The 13725-nt window shown below is 66.3% G+C and carries 11 protein-coding genes and 8 pseudogenes; 5 read left to right on the top strand and 14 right to left on the bottom strand.

The window, feature by feature from the left end; translation table 11 throughout:
* Positions 1-98: 98 nt before the first annotated feature.
* Positions 99-308: a hypothetical protein gene (locus E6W36_RS10250; protein ID WP_222872527.1), complete on the top strand. Its 210-nt coding sequence runs from the start codon at positions 99-101 to the stop codon at positions 306-308.
* The gene (locus tag E6W36_RS10245) at positions 308-718 is read left to right on the top strand and encodes a GGDEF domain-containing protein (RefSeq protein WP_222872526.1); all 411 of its coding nucleotides are present in this window, start codon (positions 308-310) and stop codon (positions 716-718) included. Before E6W36_RS10250 ends, E6W36_RS10245 begins: the two co-directional genes overlap by 1 nt.
* Positions 719-1000: 282 nt before the next feature.
* On the opposite strand, the gene gpmA is transcribed toward E6W36_RS10245, so the two are convergent.
* From gpmA to E6W36_RS10220, 5 genes and pseudogenes are all read right to left on the bottom strand, one after another.
* On the bottom strand, positions 1001-1690 hold the full coding sequence (gene gpmA / locus E6W36_RS10240; protein WP_222872525.1) for a 2,3-diphosphoglycerate-dependent phosphoglycerate mutase: 690 nt from the start codon (positions 1688-1690) through the stop codon (positions 1001-1003).
* Positions 1691-1881: 191 nt separating this feature from the next.
* Positions 1882-3556: pseudogene (locus E6W36_RS10235) on the bottom strand (MFS transporter).
* A gap of 64 nt (positions 3557-3620) precedes the next feature.
* Entirely contained in the window at positions 3621-3983 is a 363-nt protein-coding gene (locus E6W36_RS10230; RefSeq protein ID WP_222872524.1) for a hypothetical protein, read from the bottom strand.
* A complete protein-coding gene (locus E6W36_RS10225) occupies positions 3941-4735 on the bottom strand; it encodes a DcaP family trimeric outer membrane transporter (protein WP_222872523.1) in 795 nt (264 codons plus the stop codon). Before E6W36_RS10225 ends, E6W36_RS10230 begins: the two co-directional genes overlap by 43 nt.
* On the bottom strand, positions 4732-4911 hold the full coding sequence (locus tag E6W36_RS10220; RefSeq protein WP_222872522.1) for a hypothetical protein: 180 nt from the start codon (positions 4909-4911) through the stop codon (positions 4732-4734). The genes E6W36_RS10225 and E6W36_RS10220 overlap by 4 nt, the downstream gene beginning before the upstream one ends.
* Before the next feature lie 460 nt (positions 4912-5371).
* On the opposite strand from E6W36_RS10220, the pseudogene E6W36_RS23375 reads away from it, so the two are divergent.
* Positions 5372-5943 (top strand): annotated as a pseudogene (locus tag E6W36_RS23375) (response regulator transcription factor).
* Positions 5944-6003: 60 nt separating this feature from the next.
* Here the strand turns inward: E6W36_RS23375 and E6W36_RS10210 are convergent.
* The 5 genes and pseudogenes from E6W36_RS10210 to E6W36_RS10190 all read right to left on the bottom strand — a co-directional run bounded on the left by E6W36_RS10210 (position 6004) and on the right by E6W36_RS10190 (position 9221).
* Positions 6004-6701 (bottom strand): annotated as a pseudogene (locus tag E6W36_RS10210) (SRPBCC family protein).
* Positions 6652-6855 (bottom strand): hypothetical protein, encoded by a 204-nt coding sequence (locus E6W36_RS10205; protein ID WP_222872521.1) that lies wholly within the window; start codon positions 6853-6855, stop codon positions 6652-6654. The pseudogene E6W36_RS10210 and the gene E6W36_RS10205 overlap by 50 nt, the downstream one beginning before the upstream one ends.
* 74 nt (positions 6856-6929) lie before the next feature.
* On the bottom strand, positions 6930-7481 hold the full coding sequence (locus E6W36_RS10200) for a bacteriophage N4 adsorption protein A (RefSeq protein ID WP_222872520.1): 552 nt from the start codon (positions 7479-7481) through the stop codon (positions 6930-6932).
* 348 nt (positions 7482-7829) lie between these two features.
* Positions 7830-8964, bottom strand: a pseudogene (locus E6W36_RS10195) (glycosyltransferase family 2 protein).
* An 8-nt stretch (positions 8965-8972) separates the two neighbouring features.
* A complete protein-coding gene (locus tag E6W36_RS10190) occupies positions 8973-9221 on the bottom strand; it encodes a hypothetical protein (RefSeq protein WP_222872518.1) in 249 nt (82 codons plus the stop codon).
* Between the two features lie 111 nt (positions 9222-9332).
* Here E6W36_RS10190 and E6W36_RS10185 point away from each other — a divergent pair.
* Together E6W36_RS10185 and E6W36_RS10180 are read left to right on the top strand one after the other, a co-directional pair.
* Positions 9333-10207, top strand: a pseudogene (locus E6W36_RS10185) (thymidylate synthase).
* A pseudogene (locus tag E6W36_RS10180) lies at positions 10122-10624 on the top strand (dihydrofolate reductase). Before E6W36_RS10185 ends, E6W36_RS10180 begins: the two co-directional pseudogenes overlap by 86 nt.
* Before the next feature lie 321 nt (positions 10625-10945).
* Here E6W36_RS10180 and E6W36_RS10175 read toward each other — a convergent pair.
* From E6W36_RS10175 to E6W36_RS20685, 4 genes and pseudogenes are all read right to left on the bottom strand, one after another.
* Positions 10946-11346, bottom strand: a pseudogene (locus E6W36_RS10175) (CoA-binding protein); the annotation flags it as partial.
* A gap of 99 nt (positions 11347-11445) precedes the next feature.
* Positions 11446-12964: pseudogene (gene glyS, locus E6W36_RS10170) on the bottom strand (glycine--tRNA ligase subunit beta); the annotation flags it as partial.
* 192 nt (positions 12965-13156) lie between these two features.
* Positions 13157-13363, bottom strand: coding sequence for a hypothetical protein (locus E6W36_RS10165; protein WP_222872517.1), 207 nt, complete (start codon positions 13361-13363; stop codon positions 13157-13159).
* Between the two features lie 102 nt (positions 13364-13465).
* The gene (locus E6W36_RS20685; protein WP_281277288.1) at positions 13466-13594 is read right to left on the bottom strand and encodes a hypothetical protein; all 129 of its coding nucleotides are present in this window, start codon (positions 13592-13594) and stop codon (positions 13466-13468) included.
* Positions 13595-13725: the final 131 nt, after the last annotated feature.

The raw sequence follows: 13725 nt of genomic DNA, 5'->3' as shown, positions 1-13725 counted from the left end.
CGTTCCGCGCGTATCAGCGGCAACCCCTGGCTGGCGTATCCGCGCCATCCGCTGCCGCGCCCGCCGGGAGCGCTGCCCCGGTCCGCGCGCCGGACCCGGTGGACCAGACCCTGCTTGGCCTCTCCGCCACCGACCTGACACCACGCGCCAGGGAAGTGCTGATGACGCTGATGGCCGAGGTCGAGGCCTTGCGCCGCGATCTGGAGCGCAGCCACCAGCGCATTAGCGAGCTGGAGAAACTGGCGGACTCGGACACGCTCTCGCCGATCGCCAACCGGCGCGCCTTCGTGCGCGAACTGACCCGGTGATGAGCTATGCCGAGCGCTACAGCGTCGCCACCTCGCTGCTGTTCTTCGACGTCAACGGCCTGAAGACGGTCAACGACACGCTTGGCCACGCCGCCGGCGACGCGGTGCTGGTTCATGTCGCGGAGACTCTGCGCGCGCACATCCGCGCATCCGACGTCGTGGGCCGGCTCGGCGGCGACGAATATGCGGTGATTCTGACGCATGCAGACGAAGCCCAGGCGCACATCAAGGCGGATTTTCTGGCCGGCAAGATCTGCGAGATGCCGGCGCGTTTCGAGGATCAGCTGATCCCGGTCTCGGCGGCGGTCGGCGTCTATACCTTCGGGCCGGGCGAATCCCCGACCGACGTGCTCACGCGTGCCGACAAGGCGATGTATGACCGCAAGCGCGCGATGAAAGCGGCGGAATAAAGCGATTTCCAGTCAGATGGTATCATCTGACGATTAAGAAATCGCGGCAAAACAAAAGCATAGAGCGGCCGATCTGATTCCGTCAGATCGAAAACCGCTCTAATCAAAACCAGCCTGATGACTGTGATGGGATCGCCATTCCGATCTTCACGGAGCAGGCTGTAAAGTCCGCTCGTGGTGAGCCCGGACGAACCACGCGCCGCTCAGCCCTTCGTCCAGGCTCAGGGTGAGCGGCACGGGTGCAACCGCGCGATGGCGCGCGTATCATGCTCAAACAGCCTGCTAAGCCCAATCGGCGAGATAGGCCTTGCGCACCGGGGTCAGGTCGTCACGCAGCTCGTAGACCAGCGGCTGGCCAGTCGGGATTTCCACCTTGGTGATCGCCTCGTCGCTGAGGTTGTCCAGGTGCTTGACCAGGCCGCGCAGCGAATTGCCGTGCGCAACCACGAGAACCCGCTGCCCGGATCGCAGCGCCGGGGCGATGGTCTCGCTCCAGCACGGGATGACCCGCGCGATGGTGTCCTTCAGGCTTTCGGTGTGCGGCACCGGCAGGCCGGCATAGCGCCGGTCGCTCGTGACGTCGTAGCGGCTGCCGGCCTCGGGCAGCGGCGGCGGCACATCGAAAGAGCGCCGCCAGATGAACACCTGTTCCTCGCCGTGCTTCTCCGCGGTCTCGGCCTTGTTGAGGCCGGTCAGGCCGCCGTAGTGGCGCTCGTTCAGCCGCCAGTCCTTGGCGACCGGCAGCCAGAGGTCGCCCATTTCCTCCAGGATCAGGTTGAGGGTCTGGTTGGCGCGGGTCAGCAGGGATACGAAGCACTGATCGAAGGCGAAGCCTTTGGCCTTCAGGTCCCGGCCCGCCTGCCGCGCTTCCGCTGCCCCCTGCTCCGTTACGCTGACATCCCACCAGCCGGTGAAGCGGTTTTCCAGATTCCAGGCCGACTGGCCGTGGCGAACGAGAACGAGCGTCGGCATCTGCGTTTCCTATACAAGTTATATCGCGCGCTCCTTAGACCCTTCCCGTTTTTGATTGAATCACTTTTGCGAGGCAATCAAAACGGACAAGAAGGGCCTTCACAAAGAGCGAGAGCCTTTGGTCAGGTCTAGCCCGCCGGCAAAATGCGGCCCGCAAGCGGGCCGCATCGAAGGGTGTTTGATGCGCTGTCTCAGTCGATGGTGCGCTTGAACGTCTCCGGCAGGAACAGCAGCCCCAGGACGAACGTCGCTGCCGCCACCACGACCGGATACCAGAGGCCGTAGTAGATATCCCCGGTTGCCGCGACCATGGCGAAGCTGGTGGTCGGCAGGAAGCCGCCGAACCAGCCGTTGCCGATGTGATAGGGCAGCGACATGGAAGTGTAGCGGATGTTGGTCGGGAACAGCTCCACCAGCAGTGCCGCGATCGGGCCGTAGACCATGGTGACGTAGATCACCATGAGCGTCAGGATCGCGATCAGCATCGGCTTGTTGACGGTTGCCGGGTCCGCCTTGTCCGGGTAGCCGACCGCCTTCAGCGCCGCCTTGGCGTCATCCTGGAACTTAGTGATCGCCGCCTTGCGGTCATCGCCGGTCACCGTGTTCGGATCAGGTGCGGCAAGAACAGTGTCCCCGATCTTGATCGTCGCCACCGTGCCTGCGGCGCCGCTTCGTTCTTGTAGGAGACGGCGGCTTTGGCGAGGAACGACTTCACAATGTCACAGGATTTGCTGTCGAACTTGTTCTTGCCCACGGGATCGAACTGGAACGAGCATTCGCCGGGGCGGCGACGACCGTTACCGGGGCCGTCTGCTGGGCCTGATAGAGCGCCGGATTGCCGGCCTCGGTCATCGCCTTGAACAGCGGGAAGTAGGTGATGGAGGCAAGCAGGCACCCCGCCATGATGATCGGTTTGCGGCCGATCTTGTCGCTGAGCCAGCCGAAGAAGATGAAGAAGGGCGTCCCGATCGCAAGGCTGATCGTGATCAGCAGATTGGCGGTGTAGCCATCAATCTTCAGTGTCTTTTCCAGGAAGAACAGCGCGTAGAACTGACCCGTGTACCAGACGACCGCCTGACCGGCGACTGCACACAGCAGCGCGATGAGGACGATCTTGAGGTTCGACCAACGACCGAAGGCTTCAGCCAGCGGTGCCTTCGAGCCCTTGCCCTCTTCCTTCATCTTTTGAAAAGCGGGCTTTCATCCAGCATCAGCCGGATCCAGACCGAGATGCCGAGCAGGATGATCGACACCAGGAACGGTATCCGCCAGCCCCAGTCCTTGAAGGTATCCTCACCCAGCACCGAGCGTGCCGCGATCACCACCAGCAGTGCCAGGAACAGGCCCATGGTCGCCGTGGTCTGGATCCACGCGGTGTAGAGGCCGCGCTTGTTGTTGGGGCATGCTCGGCGACATAGGTCGCAGCGCCGCCGTATTCGCCGCCAAGCGCCAGACCCTGCAGCAGCCGCAGCGCGACCAGGATGATCGGTGCTGCGACCCCTATGGTGTCATAGTTGGGCAGCAGGCCGACCCCGAAGGTCGACATCCCCATGATGACGATGGTGACCAGGAAGGTGTTCTTGCGGCCAACAAGGTCGCCGATGCGCCCGAATACCAGCGCGCCGAACGGCCGCACGGCGAAGCCGGCCGCGAACGCCGCCAGCGCGAAGATGAAGCCGGTGGTTTCGTTGACGCCCGAGAAAAGTGCGAAGAAATTTGCGCAGCCATCAGGCCGTACAGATAGAAATCGTACCACTCGAAAACCGTGCCGAGTGACGATGCGCCGACAACCAGCCGTTCGCTCTTTGTCGCCGCGTGATGTTTAGGCAGCCGCGCGACGTCGTCCGCCGTGGTTCCTGCTCCCATGTGGTCCTCCCTTGACTTGACTGAACGATGTTACATTTGCGCCAGGCCAACCCGGCGCCAGCTGCTAGAAATTATATTGTGCGCTGAACTGCAGCCTGTTCAACGTATCATCCAGGCTGTTCTCGAGTGTGCGCTTGGCGAAGCGGTAGCCGACGCCCAGGCTGAGCGGCTTCCACGGATTGTAGAGCAGATCGAGATTGGCGCTCCAGATCGACTTGGTGAGCGAGAGCGACGCGAAATCCGGCGTGTCCGACCGGAAGCCGGACAGGGTGCCGACCGCCTTGAACTTCGGCGTGAAGGCATAGCGATAGGAGAAGAAGCCGGAATACATGAACGGCGCATCGATATCGCCAGCCGTGGAGACAACGACGTCGTCGCGGATGTTCAGGCCGAGGTAGCGCCCAAGCCCCTCACCGAACGTCCCCATCCAGGTGATGCGGCTGGGCCCGAAGTCATGCACGCCGGATGCGCTGATCCCCAGCCGAATTCCGTGCCCTTGATGTCGCCCGGCGTACCGAACGGCACGGGGGCTGCGGAGTTGTCCACCTTGAGGACGCGCGCGATGCCGGCGAGTGCGAAGGTACCGACCTTGGTCTTCTTGTCGACCCGGGCGACGAAGTCCGGTGCCACGTCGTCGTCGGCCTCCGCGCTGGTCGTCCCGAGGGTCGCCGTCGTCTCCGGGTTCTCGATCGCGAAGGTGAAGATGCCGTGCTTGTAGCGGATCAGCGGCTGGCGCTCAAACACCGTACCCTCGGTCGGACCGACGAAATCCAGGCGCTCCGGCAGCGCGGACGGATTCTGGAAGGTCGACCAGTCCTGACCCAGCGTCCAGCCGCCGTAGCTGACGAACGCCCGGCGCACCCGCGGCACGAAGCTGTTGGAGACGCGCTGGTTGCCGCCGGTGTTGGTGTCGAGGAAGTCCAGCTCCAGGTGGCTGGTAAGCGCCGTCTCGCCGACCGGCGTTTCGGTCCGGAATAAGAAGCGGGTTTCCCGCACGCTGGTGGTGACATTGAAGCCTTCGCTGACGCCGCCGACTGGGATCTGTGCCGGAAAGTAATAGTCGTTAACCAGTGTGTTCGCCGCCGGGTCGCCGCCCGAGAAGCGGCTGGCGAGCACGTCCAGTTTGACATAGCCGTTGATGCGCACCGTGGTGTTGCCGACCTTGAAGCCGTCCGTCACGGTCGCCGCCTTTTCTCGATCGCCTCGAGGCGGGAGGCGAAGGTCTTGGTCTCAGCCGCCTTGTCGGCCGCCGCCGCCGTCTGCGCCTGTGACTGCGCCTGGGATTGGGCAGCCGCCTGCTGCGCGGCCTGCGCCTGCGTCTTGGCGGCGTCCAGCTCGGCCTTGACCGCGTTCAAGGCGGCCTCCAGCGCCTGGATGCGCTTTTCCAGATCCGTGGTCGACGCTTTTGAGCAAAAGCCGGCGCTGCAGCCAATACACTACCTGCGACGCCCGCAATCAAGGCAAGCCTTACCCGTTTGCATACTGGATGCATTGTTTTCTCTCCATGTTGTCGGCCGCCCGTTTATCGTCCCTGATTCAGTATTTTTACGCATTACTTGATGCGGTTGATCGGCCGATTGTGCCCAGATCATGCGTGAGCTATCCAGCGTGTGCCAGCTAGACGTTGGTCGAGCGACGTTGGGCGCATTTCTGGCGCGGCGGCGCTCAGCGTTTACCACGCGCTGCACTTTACAGAACCGAATCGCCCGGATAAACTGAGGTGACTTGGGGAGATATGGCTTGGCGAGCAAAACAATATTAGTCGCCGACGATCATCCGTTGATCCGCGATGCGTTTCGCCTCGCCATCGAGGCGATGTACGACGACGTGCAGGTTATCGAGGCCTGCAGCATCCGCGATGCGCTGGACAAAATGGATGACTGCATGGCGCTGGACCTCATCCTCCTCGATTTGCGCATGCCCGACGCTGAGGGGTTTTCCGGGTTGGCGCTGATCCACGCCGAACAGCCTGAGGTGCCCATTCTGGTGGTCTCGGCCGCAGAGGCCGCGCTGCCGCGAGCGGTGCCAAACGTTATGGCGCAGTCGGCTTCCTGAGCAAGTCGGCCGATATCCCGACAATCCGCCGCTCAATCACCGCCGCCATCGCCCGCGACGCCGCCAGCCTGGATGCCCTGAACGGCCAGTCCGATGCGGAAATCGACGCCATGGCCGAGCGGATCGCCAGCCTCACCTCCGCACAGCTCAAGGTGATGCTTGGCGTGCTGGCCGGGCGGCTGAACAAGCAGATCGCCTACGATCTCGGTATTTCCGAAGCCACGGTGAAGGCGCACATGACCGCCGTGATGCGCAAGCTCAACGTGCAGAACCGCACCCAGGCCGTGCTGGCCGCGCGCGCGTTGGCCCTGGAGCCGGAAGCCGCGCTTTAGCCTGATCGGTTGAGGTTGAAGCGCCCGCTTCGACGATGGCGCGGATCGGGCACTTATCTCTTACTTGGACAGCAGCCAGAGCCCGATCACCAGCACGGCAAGGCCCAGACCCCAGGCCCAGAGCGGGATGCCGCCAGTCGCCGCGCGCTCCGTGATTTCCTCCGGCGCGCCCGCCAGATCGCCCGGCAGGGCGATGGCCGCCGCCGCAGATTCCGCCGGCGCCGCCTGCGCCTCGACGATCTCGGCGAAGCGCGCGAAGAAATCGCCCGCCAGCTTGCGTGCCGTCTGGTCGATCAGCCGCGCGCCGACCTGCGCCAGCTTGCCGCCGACTTCGGCGGATGCGTCATAGGCGAGCAGGGTGCCCTCCGGCGCCTCGGCCAGGGTGACCCGTGCGCCGCCCTTGGCGAACCCGGCCGGACCACCCTTGCCCTCCCCGCTGATGGTGTAGCCGTTCGGCGCGTCGATCTCCGACAGGGTGACAGCCCCGCAAAGCGCGCTGCGACCGGGCCGATCTTGAGCGCGACAGTCGCCGACAACTGGGTCGGCGAGTCCTGGGTCAGCGTCTCGCAGCCCGGGATGCACCGACGCAGAACGTCCGGATCGTTCAGGGCGGCGAACACGATTGCGCGCGGCGCGCGGATCAACTGCTGGTCTTCAAGTTTCACGCGATCCTCTCTCCTGTGGGCGCACAGGTTAGCGCCTGCCGGATCAATAGGAAACACCCAGAACCACGGCCGGGCCGGCCGCGCCGTCGGCATTGCCAGCGATCGGCCAGCGGTAGCCGGCGCGCACATCGACGGCCAGCGCACCCGGCGTCCAGCGCAGCCAGAGCTCCGGCCGAGCTCCAGCCGGGTGAGGCGGCGGCCGTCGTCCTGATAGGCCCCAGATGCCAAGGTTGGGCGTGGCGTTCAAGCCACGGGCCAGCGCCAGGCCGAGGCCGCCATGCGCCTCGGCCCCGGCCTGAACATCGGGGCGGCGGACGCCGATCAGAGCCGCCTCCCCATAGAAGCTCGCATGAAGCCAACGTTGGGCGCCTCCAGGGTCGGACCGAAGCCGCGCCCGACGCCGCCCGACGCACGGGCCAGCCAATCGTTGCGCCCGCTGCCGTCAAGCGCCACCAGTCGCTCCGCCGCCAGCACCAGCGCATCGCCGCCCAACGGCCGCCACGCGAGGCCCAAGGCCGCCTGGCGCTGCCCGCCCGGCACGCCGGCGCTCGCCGGCGCGACATTGATGCGCGCCGTCGCGTCGACCGGGCGACGGGCCAGCGGGTCAAGGCGCACGCCGAGTGTCAAACCCGCCTGCGGTCCGGTGAGCGCACGCTGCCCGGCCAGCACGTCCGCCTGCCCCAAGGCGCGGCGCGCGACCCAATAGCTGCTCACGAACACGCGCTTGGTCAGGCGCCGCAGATCGGCGCGCCATTGCGCCGCCTGCGCCGGCTCCGGCGCACTGTCCAGCGCGGCCCGCAGCAGGCGCGCCGCCTCCCGCCGGTCCCCGGTCCGGAGCGCTGCATAGCCAGCCTCGGCCAGCGCGAACGCCACCGGAACCTTCGGCGACGAAACCGGCAGCAGCCCTGCGGCGCCGCGGCTTCAGCCTGTGCGACCGCCCCCGGGCGATCAAGCGCACTGGAGGTCCGGGCCTCGGCGTGGTCAGCGCCACCGAGCGCACCAGCCGCACCGCGCGCGGCAGGGCGACGCTGGAGTCGACGGGCGACGGCGCCAGGCGCGCAGCGGGAATTTCAAGGCCAGTCGCCGCCCGGGCGGCAATCCGCAGGCTGCTGAGCGCAACGCTGCGCACAGCCGCGATATCAGCCGCGATCTCTGGCAGCCGCCCGAGCAGCCATCCGGCCAGCAGGCCCATCCCGACCCAGGGCAGATGGCGCGGGCGCATCAGGCGACCTCATGCGGGAAGCGGTGCGCCGTCTTGTCCCAGGGCGCGCGCCCGCCGGTGCGCGCAAGGCCCACGAAGCGCTCAACCGCGCGGAAGGCGGCCCGCGCGTTGATGAAATTGCTGACCAGTGTGCGCGGTATCGCGCGCAGGCCCTCGCGCCAGCCGTACAGCCGCGTGACGAAGGCCCAACGCAACGCCAGCCGCCAGCCGAGCAGGACGCCATTGATGACCATGAGCCACGCCAACGCACTGCCGGGTGGGGCGAAACCAGGGATGGCCTGAAGCACCGGGCTGAGCCCCTGCGCCGTGGCAAGCCCGGCGATGTGTGCGAGGCCGAAATAGCCGGCGACGATCAGGACCGCATTGAGCAGCGCCTTGCGATCGCGCCAGAGCATGTAACGATCCGCGAGCGTGCCCTGCCAGCCCAGCCGATCCCAGCCCATGAGCGCGATGCCAAGCAGCCAGCGCGCACGCTGGCGGATCGCGGCGTCGACGGTATGCGGGAAGTGCTCCCGGGTGGCGATGACGCCACGCCGGCCCGGAATACGCACCAGCGCCGCCTTGCCGCCGAGCAGACCGATGCGCACCCCGAGTTCGTAATCCTCGGTGACGCTGGTCTCGTTGAACGGCGCGCCGCCGTTCCCGAACGCGAGCCGCGCCAGGATGTCGGCGCTGAAGGCGCAGCCGACGCCCGCGCTCGGCAGCCCGCCCCAGCCACTCGCGCACCACCATGTCCTTGGCGTGGCACTCGGCGAATTCGTCCATGTAGCTGCCGGCGACCCAGCGGCTGCCGGGGTCCGGCAGCGCGATCACCGGCGCCTGCACCATGGCCTTGCGCGGGATGAGGTGGTTGAAGACCGTCAGCTCCTGCGGATCGACCAGATCCTCGGCATCGTGGAGCACGAACGCCTTGACCGGAACGCCGGCGCGCGCGGCATGGCGAAGCGCCGCGTGGTACAGATGATTGAGGCAATCGGCCTTGCTGGTTGGGCCGGGGCGTGTCGTCACCACCATTTCGACGCGGGGATCGGCCACGGTGGCCACTGCAAGCCGGGTCTGGGGGTCGTTGGGATAGACGCCGACGAACAGGCGGTAGCTGGGGTAGTCGAGGCGCCGGAGGCTGGCGCGCAGCATGTCGGCGATCACGTCCGCCTCGTCCCAGGCCGGCACCAGGATCGCCATGAAGCCCGCTCGGCGGCGTACAAATCCGCGGCGCGCATCGGGGCGTGGCGGCTGTAGACCGCCAGCCAGCGCCAGAACCGCCTAGCGAAATAGGCGCAATCAACAAACAGATCATCCGCGCTGGAAACAGCGATCCCCAACGCGACGAGAAGCAGAAGCTGCTTGACCACCGCGACATAGAACGCCACGCCTACGAGCCAGTCGGCCACCGCCTCTGCCCCACGTTACCTTGTTGTAATCGTCTCGCGAAAACAACCGGTCCGCAAGTGGAACAAAACGCGGCTGAAAATGTCGTCAAGATATAGAAGGGTGTCTCGTCAATGCAGCAATATCTCGACCTGCTTCGAACCATTCGAGACCAAGGTATACGTCAAGATGACCGCACCGGCGTCGGGACACTGTCGATCTTTGGCCACCAGATGCGATTCGATCTACAGCAGGGCTTCCCGATGATTACAACCAAAAGGTTGCATTGGAAATCCATTGCACACGAATTACTATGGTTTCTTTCAGGCGATACCAATGTCGGCTACCTGCAGCGCCATGGGGTCTCGATCTGGGACGAGTGGGCGGACGCCAACGGCGAGCTCGGCCCGGTCTACGGTCGGCAATGGCGCGCCTGGGCCCCGGACGGCCGACACATCGACCAGATTGCCCAGGTGCTGCAACAGATCCGCGAGACGCCGGCCTCGCGCCGGATGATCGTCTCGGCCTGGAACCCGGCCGACGTGCCATATATGGCGCTGCCGCCCTGCCACTGCCTGTTCCAGTTTCATGTCGCAGACGGGCGTCTCTCCTGCCAGCTCTACCAGCGCTCGGCCGACGTGTTCCTCGGCGTGCCGTTCAACATCGCCTCGTACGCGCTGCTGACCCACATGATCGCGCAAGTCAGTGGACTGACGCCGGGCGACTTCGTGCACAGTTTCGGCGATGTGCATCTGTATTTGAACCATCTGACGCAGGCGGACGAGCAACTGGCCCGCGCCCGCGGCCACTGCCGACGCTTAAGCTCAACCCCGATATCGCCGACCTGTTCGCCTTCGCCTTCGAGGACCTCGAGTTGGTGGGCTACGACCCGCACCCGGCGATCAAGCGCCGGTCGCGGTTTGATGGCGGGGCGCATCACGCTCGTGGTCGCGCGCGCGACGAACGGCGTGATCGGCCGGGACGGCGGGCTGCCATGGCATCTGAGTGAAGATCTAAAACATTTCAAGCGCCTGACCATCGGCAAGCCGGTCATCATGGGCCGCAAGACCTTTGAGTCCATCGGCAAGCCCTTGCCTGGACGGCATAACATCGTGGTGACACGGCAGCCCGACTGGCGTGCGAACGGCGTGACCCCGCGCCGAACCTCGCGGAAGCGGTCGTCGCCGCCGGGCTGGACCCGCGCACCCGCGCGCCGGAGATCATGGTGATCGGCGGCGGCGAGATCTATGCGCAGGCCCTGCCGCTCGCCGGCCGCATCCAGTTGACCGAAGTGCATGCGGAGGTGGCGGGCGACACCCGCTTTCCCGCGCTCGACCCGGCCCAGTGGCGCGAGACCGCCCGCGTCGATCACGCGGCCGCGGACGGCCAGCCCGCGTTCAGCTTCGTGACCCTGGAGCGGGTTTAGAGCCTGATGACTTTAGGTTGACCCACACGCCATCGCGCGGTTGCACACGCGCCGCTCAGCCTGAGCTTGACGAAGGGCTGAGCGGCTCGTGGTTCGTCCAGGCTCACCACGAGCGGACTTTACAGCCTGCTCCGTGAAGATCGGAATGGCGATCCCATCCAATGTCATCAGACTCTAGGGTCATCCCGGCGAAAGCTGGAATAGGGGCGTTCTGCGCCAGGATTCGCCGGAATGACGCCACAAGACCGAACAGCAGCCTTGCAAGGGCGAATGGGCCACGTCTGCGCCGTAGTGTTTACCCGTGTGCCGGAATGCGCAGGCGGGGATTTCGATGGCCGGGCAGCGATCCATGACCACGTCCAGCCCGGCGGCGGCGGCCTGGCGGCGGCTTGCGGGTTGACGACGCCACGCTGCATCCAGACCGCTTTCGCGCCGAGGGCGATGGCCTCCGCGACCACCGGCTCCACATCCTCCGACTTGCGGAAGATGTCCACCATGTCGACAGGCTCGGCGATGTCGCGCAGCGCCGCCACGACCGGCGCGCCGTGGATGGTACGGCCGGCCAGGCCAGGATTGACCGGGATCACCCGGTAGCCGTGGCTGAGCAGGGTGAGCAGCACATGGTTGCTTGGCCGGTCCGGCTTGTCGCTGGCGCCGACCATGGCGATGGTCTTCACGCGGTTGAGCAGGCCGGCAATCTGGGCATCGGTTTCGAGCAGCATAAATTCCTCCGGCGCATAGCGTGGCACGAACGCGCGCTCATGTCATCCGGTGTGGGGATCGTGGATTATCCTGAATTCCGCGCGCGCACCGTGGTGCGCTCAGCCCTCGATGCGGCTGAAATCGGCGACGGCGTGAACCGCATTGCGGATGCCGCTCAGCAGGGTGAGGCGGTTTTCCCGCACCGCCGGATCCTGCGCGTTGACCATGACCGTGCCGAAGAAGGCGTCCACCGCCGCGCGCAGCGTCGCCAGTTCGGCCATCGCGCGCGTGAAATCCTCCGCGGCGACCGCCTGCGCGGCGGCCGGGCCGGCATGCGCCAGCGCCTGTGCCAGCGCCTGCTCGGCGGGGTCCGCCAGCAGGGCGGCGTCGACCGCGCCTGCATAGCGCCGGGCATCCTTCTTTTCCTCGATTGCGAGGATGTTGGCGGCGCGCTTGTAGCCGGCAAGCAGGTTGGCGCCATCGTCGGTCGCGCCAGATCGTCGTCGCCGCCCTGGCCGAGCGCAGCGTCGATCAGGTCGTGGCGCACGCCGGCTTCGCGCTGCTGGACCTTGAGGCGATCGACCAGAAACGCCAGCAGGCTGGCATCCCCTGTAACAGCGCCTGCAACGGCAAGCGCAGGCCGTTCTCCACGATCAGGCGGATCGCACCGAGTGCTGCCCGGCGCAGCGCATAGGGGTCGCGCGAGCCGGTCGGTTTTTCATCGATGGCGAAGAAGCCGACCAGGGTGTCGATCTTGTCCGCGAGCGCCACGGCAACCGAGACCGGCGCGACCGGGCAACGATCCGACGGGCCGACAGGGGCATAATGATCGGAAATCGCCTGCGCGACCTGCGGGTCCTCGCCGGATGCGGCGGCATAATAGCCGCCCATCACGCCTTGCAGTTCCGGGAATTCGCCGACCATGCCCGTGATCAGGTCCGCCTTGGCAAGCTGGCCGGCGCGCCGGGCCAGCGCCGGCTCGCAGCCCGGAACATGCGCTGCCAACTGCGCGGCCAGCGTCGCCACGCGTTCGGCCTTTGCCTGCATGTCGCCGAGCTTTTCGTGGAACTTGATCTGCGCGAGCCTGGGCAGATAGGCATCGAGCGGCTGCTTCCTGTCCTGCTCCCAGAAGAAGCGCGCATCCGACAGGCGCGCGGCCAGCACCTTCGTTGCCGGCGACGATGGCCTTGCCCTTGTCCGCGGCCTCGACGTTGGCGACGCAGATGAAATGGTTGGAGAGCTGCCCGGTCTGCGCGTTGTTGAGCGCGAAGTATTTCTGGTTGACCCGCATGGTGAGCTGGATCGCCTCGCGGGGACCTCGAGGAACGCCGGATCGAACGTGCCCAGCGGGACCGGCCATTCGGTCAGGCCGGCGTTCTCCGCCAGCAGGCCCTGATCCTCTCAGCCTGCGCGAGCGCTGCGCTCGGCGGGGTCAAGGTCAAAGCTTGGTGCGGTAGCCCTCGAAGTCGTCCACCCGAAACGGGGCGTTGCCATGAAAGCGGTGGCCGCGCGTGATGCTGTCCGCCTTCAGGCCTTCCAGTTCCAGCGGCACCACGGCACCGTCCAGCAGGCAGATGATCGATTCAGGCTGGCGGGATCGCGCGAGCGCTCGCCCCAGCGCATCGACTTCGGCCAGGGAAGGCGCGCTCGGCGGGATCAGCGTGGCCAGCACCTCAGGCCCTCGACGGTCGCGCACTTCCAGCTGGTCGCGCCGGCTTTCCTCGAGGCGCTCCTCGCGCACGAGCGGCAGTCGCAACGCGATGTCGTCTGGTTGCAGCCGCACCAGCTGCATGCGGGCGGGAATTTCCTCAGTTCCAGCGCAGCTCGGCCTCAGGCTTCCCAGGATAGGCGGCAGAGCGTCTGGCAGGCCGCGCAGGGTGGCTCCGGACCTGCGCGATCACCTGATAGCGCCTTGCCCCGGATCAGCAGCTGGGCGGCAGCCTCGGCCTCGCGGCTGTCAGCGGCGAACTCGTGTCGCGGTCTCGTCGCCGTGACGCCCGGCCGTCGTCGTCGCTGGCCCTGGATGTACATGGCCACCGTTCCAGGTAGGTGATCTCGCCGGCGAGCAGTCAAAGCCGCCGAACGCGCCGTCGGACTTGTCGGGCCCGGACCGCGAAGGTGCCGTTCGACTCTCGACGATCAGGGATACGCTGCACCCATCGGTCGCGGCAGGGCTCCGGCTGGAAGGATGAGGCAGCCCTGCTCCGCCCAGTGGCGCTGCAGGGTGAGAATCATATCCTGGAAACTGGGTCGTTTGGCCTCGGCCACGCGCGTGGTGATCCTGTTGCTCGGGTCGGCGGGGTCTAGCCGCCCGCGCCCGGCCCGGTCAAGCGCGACAAGAGTCAGGTCGTGTCTCGGCTTGAAACCTCACCGCTCACCCTGAGCCCGGACGAAGGGCT

It is taken from the genome of Hankyongella ginsenosidimutans (genome assembly GCF_005144965.1).
Lineage (GTDB): Bacteria > Pseudomonadota > Alphaproteobacteria > Sphingomonadales > Sphingomonadaceae > Hankyongella > Hankyongella ginsenosidimutans.
Note: the sequence above shows the minus strand (reverse complement) of the source record. Positions and strands in the feature narration are given on the sequence as shown.

Excerpts from the sequence above, each read along its gene's own strand:
- E6W36_RS10245 (WP_222872526.1), top strand. The coding sequence starts at position 308 with ATGAGCTATGCCGAGCGCTACAGCGTCGCCACCTCGCTGCTGTTCTTC.
- gpmA (WP_222872525.1), bottom strand. The coding sequence starts at position 1,690 with ATGCCGACGCTCGTTCTCGTTCGCCACGGCCAGTCGGCCTGGAATCTG.
- E6W36_RS10230 (WP_222872524.1), bottom strand. The coding sequence starts at position 3,983 with ATGGGGACGTTCGGTGAGGGGCTTGGGCGCTACCTCGGCCTGAACATC.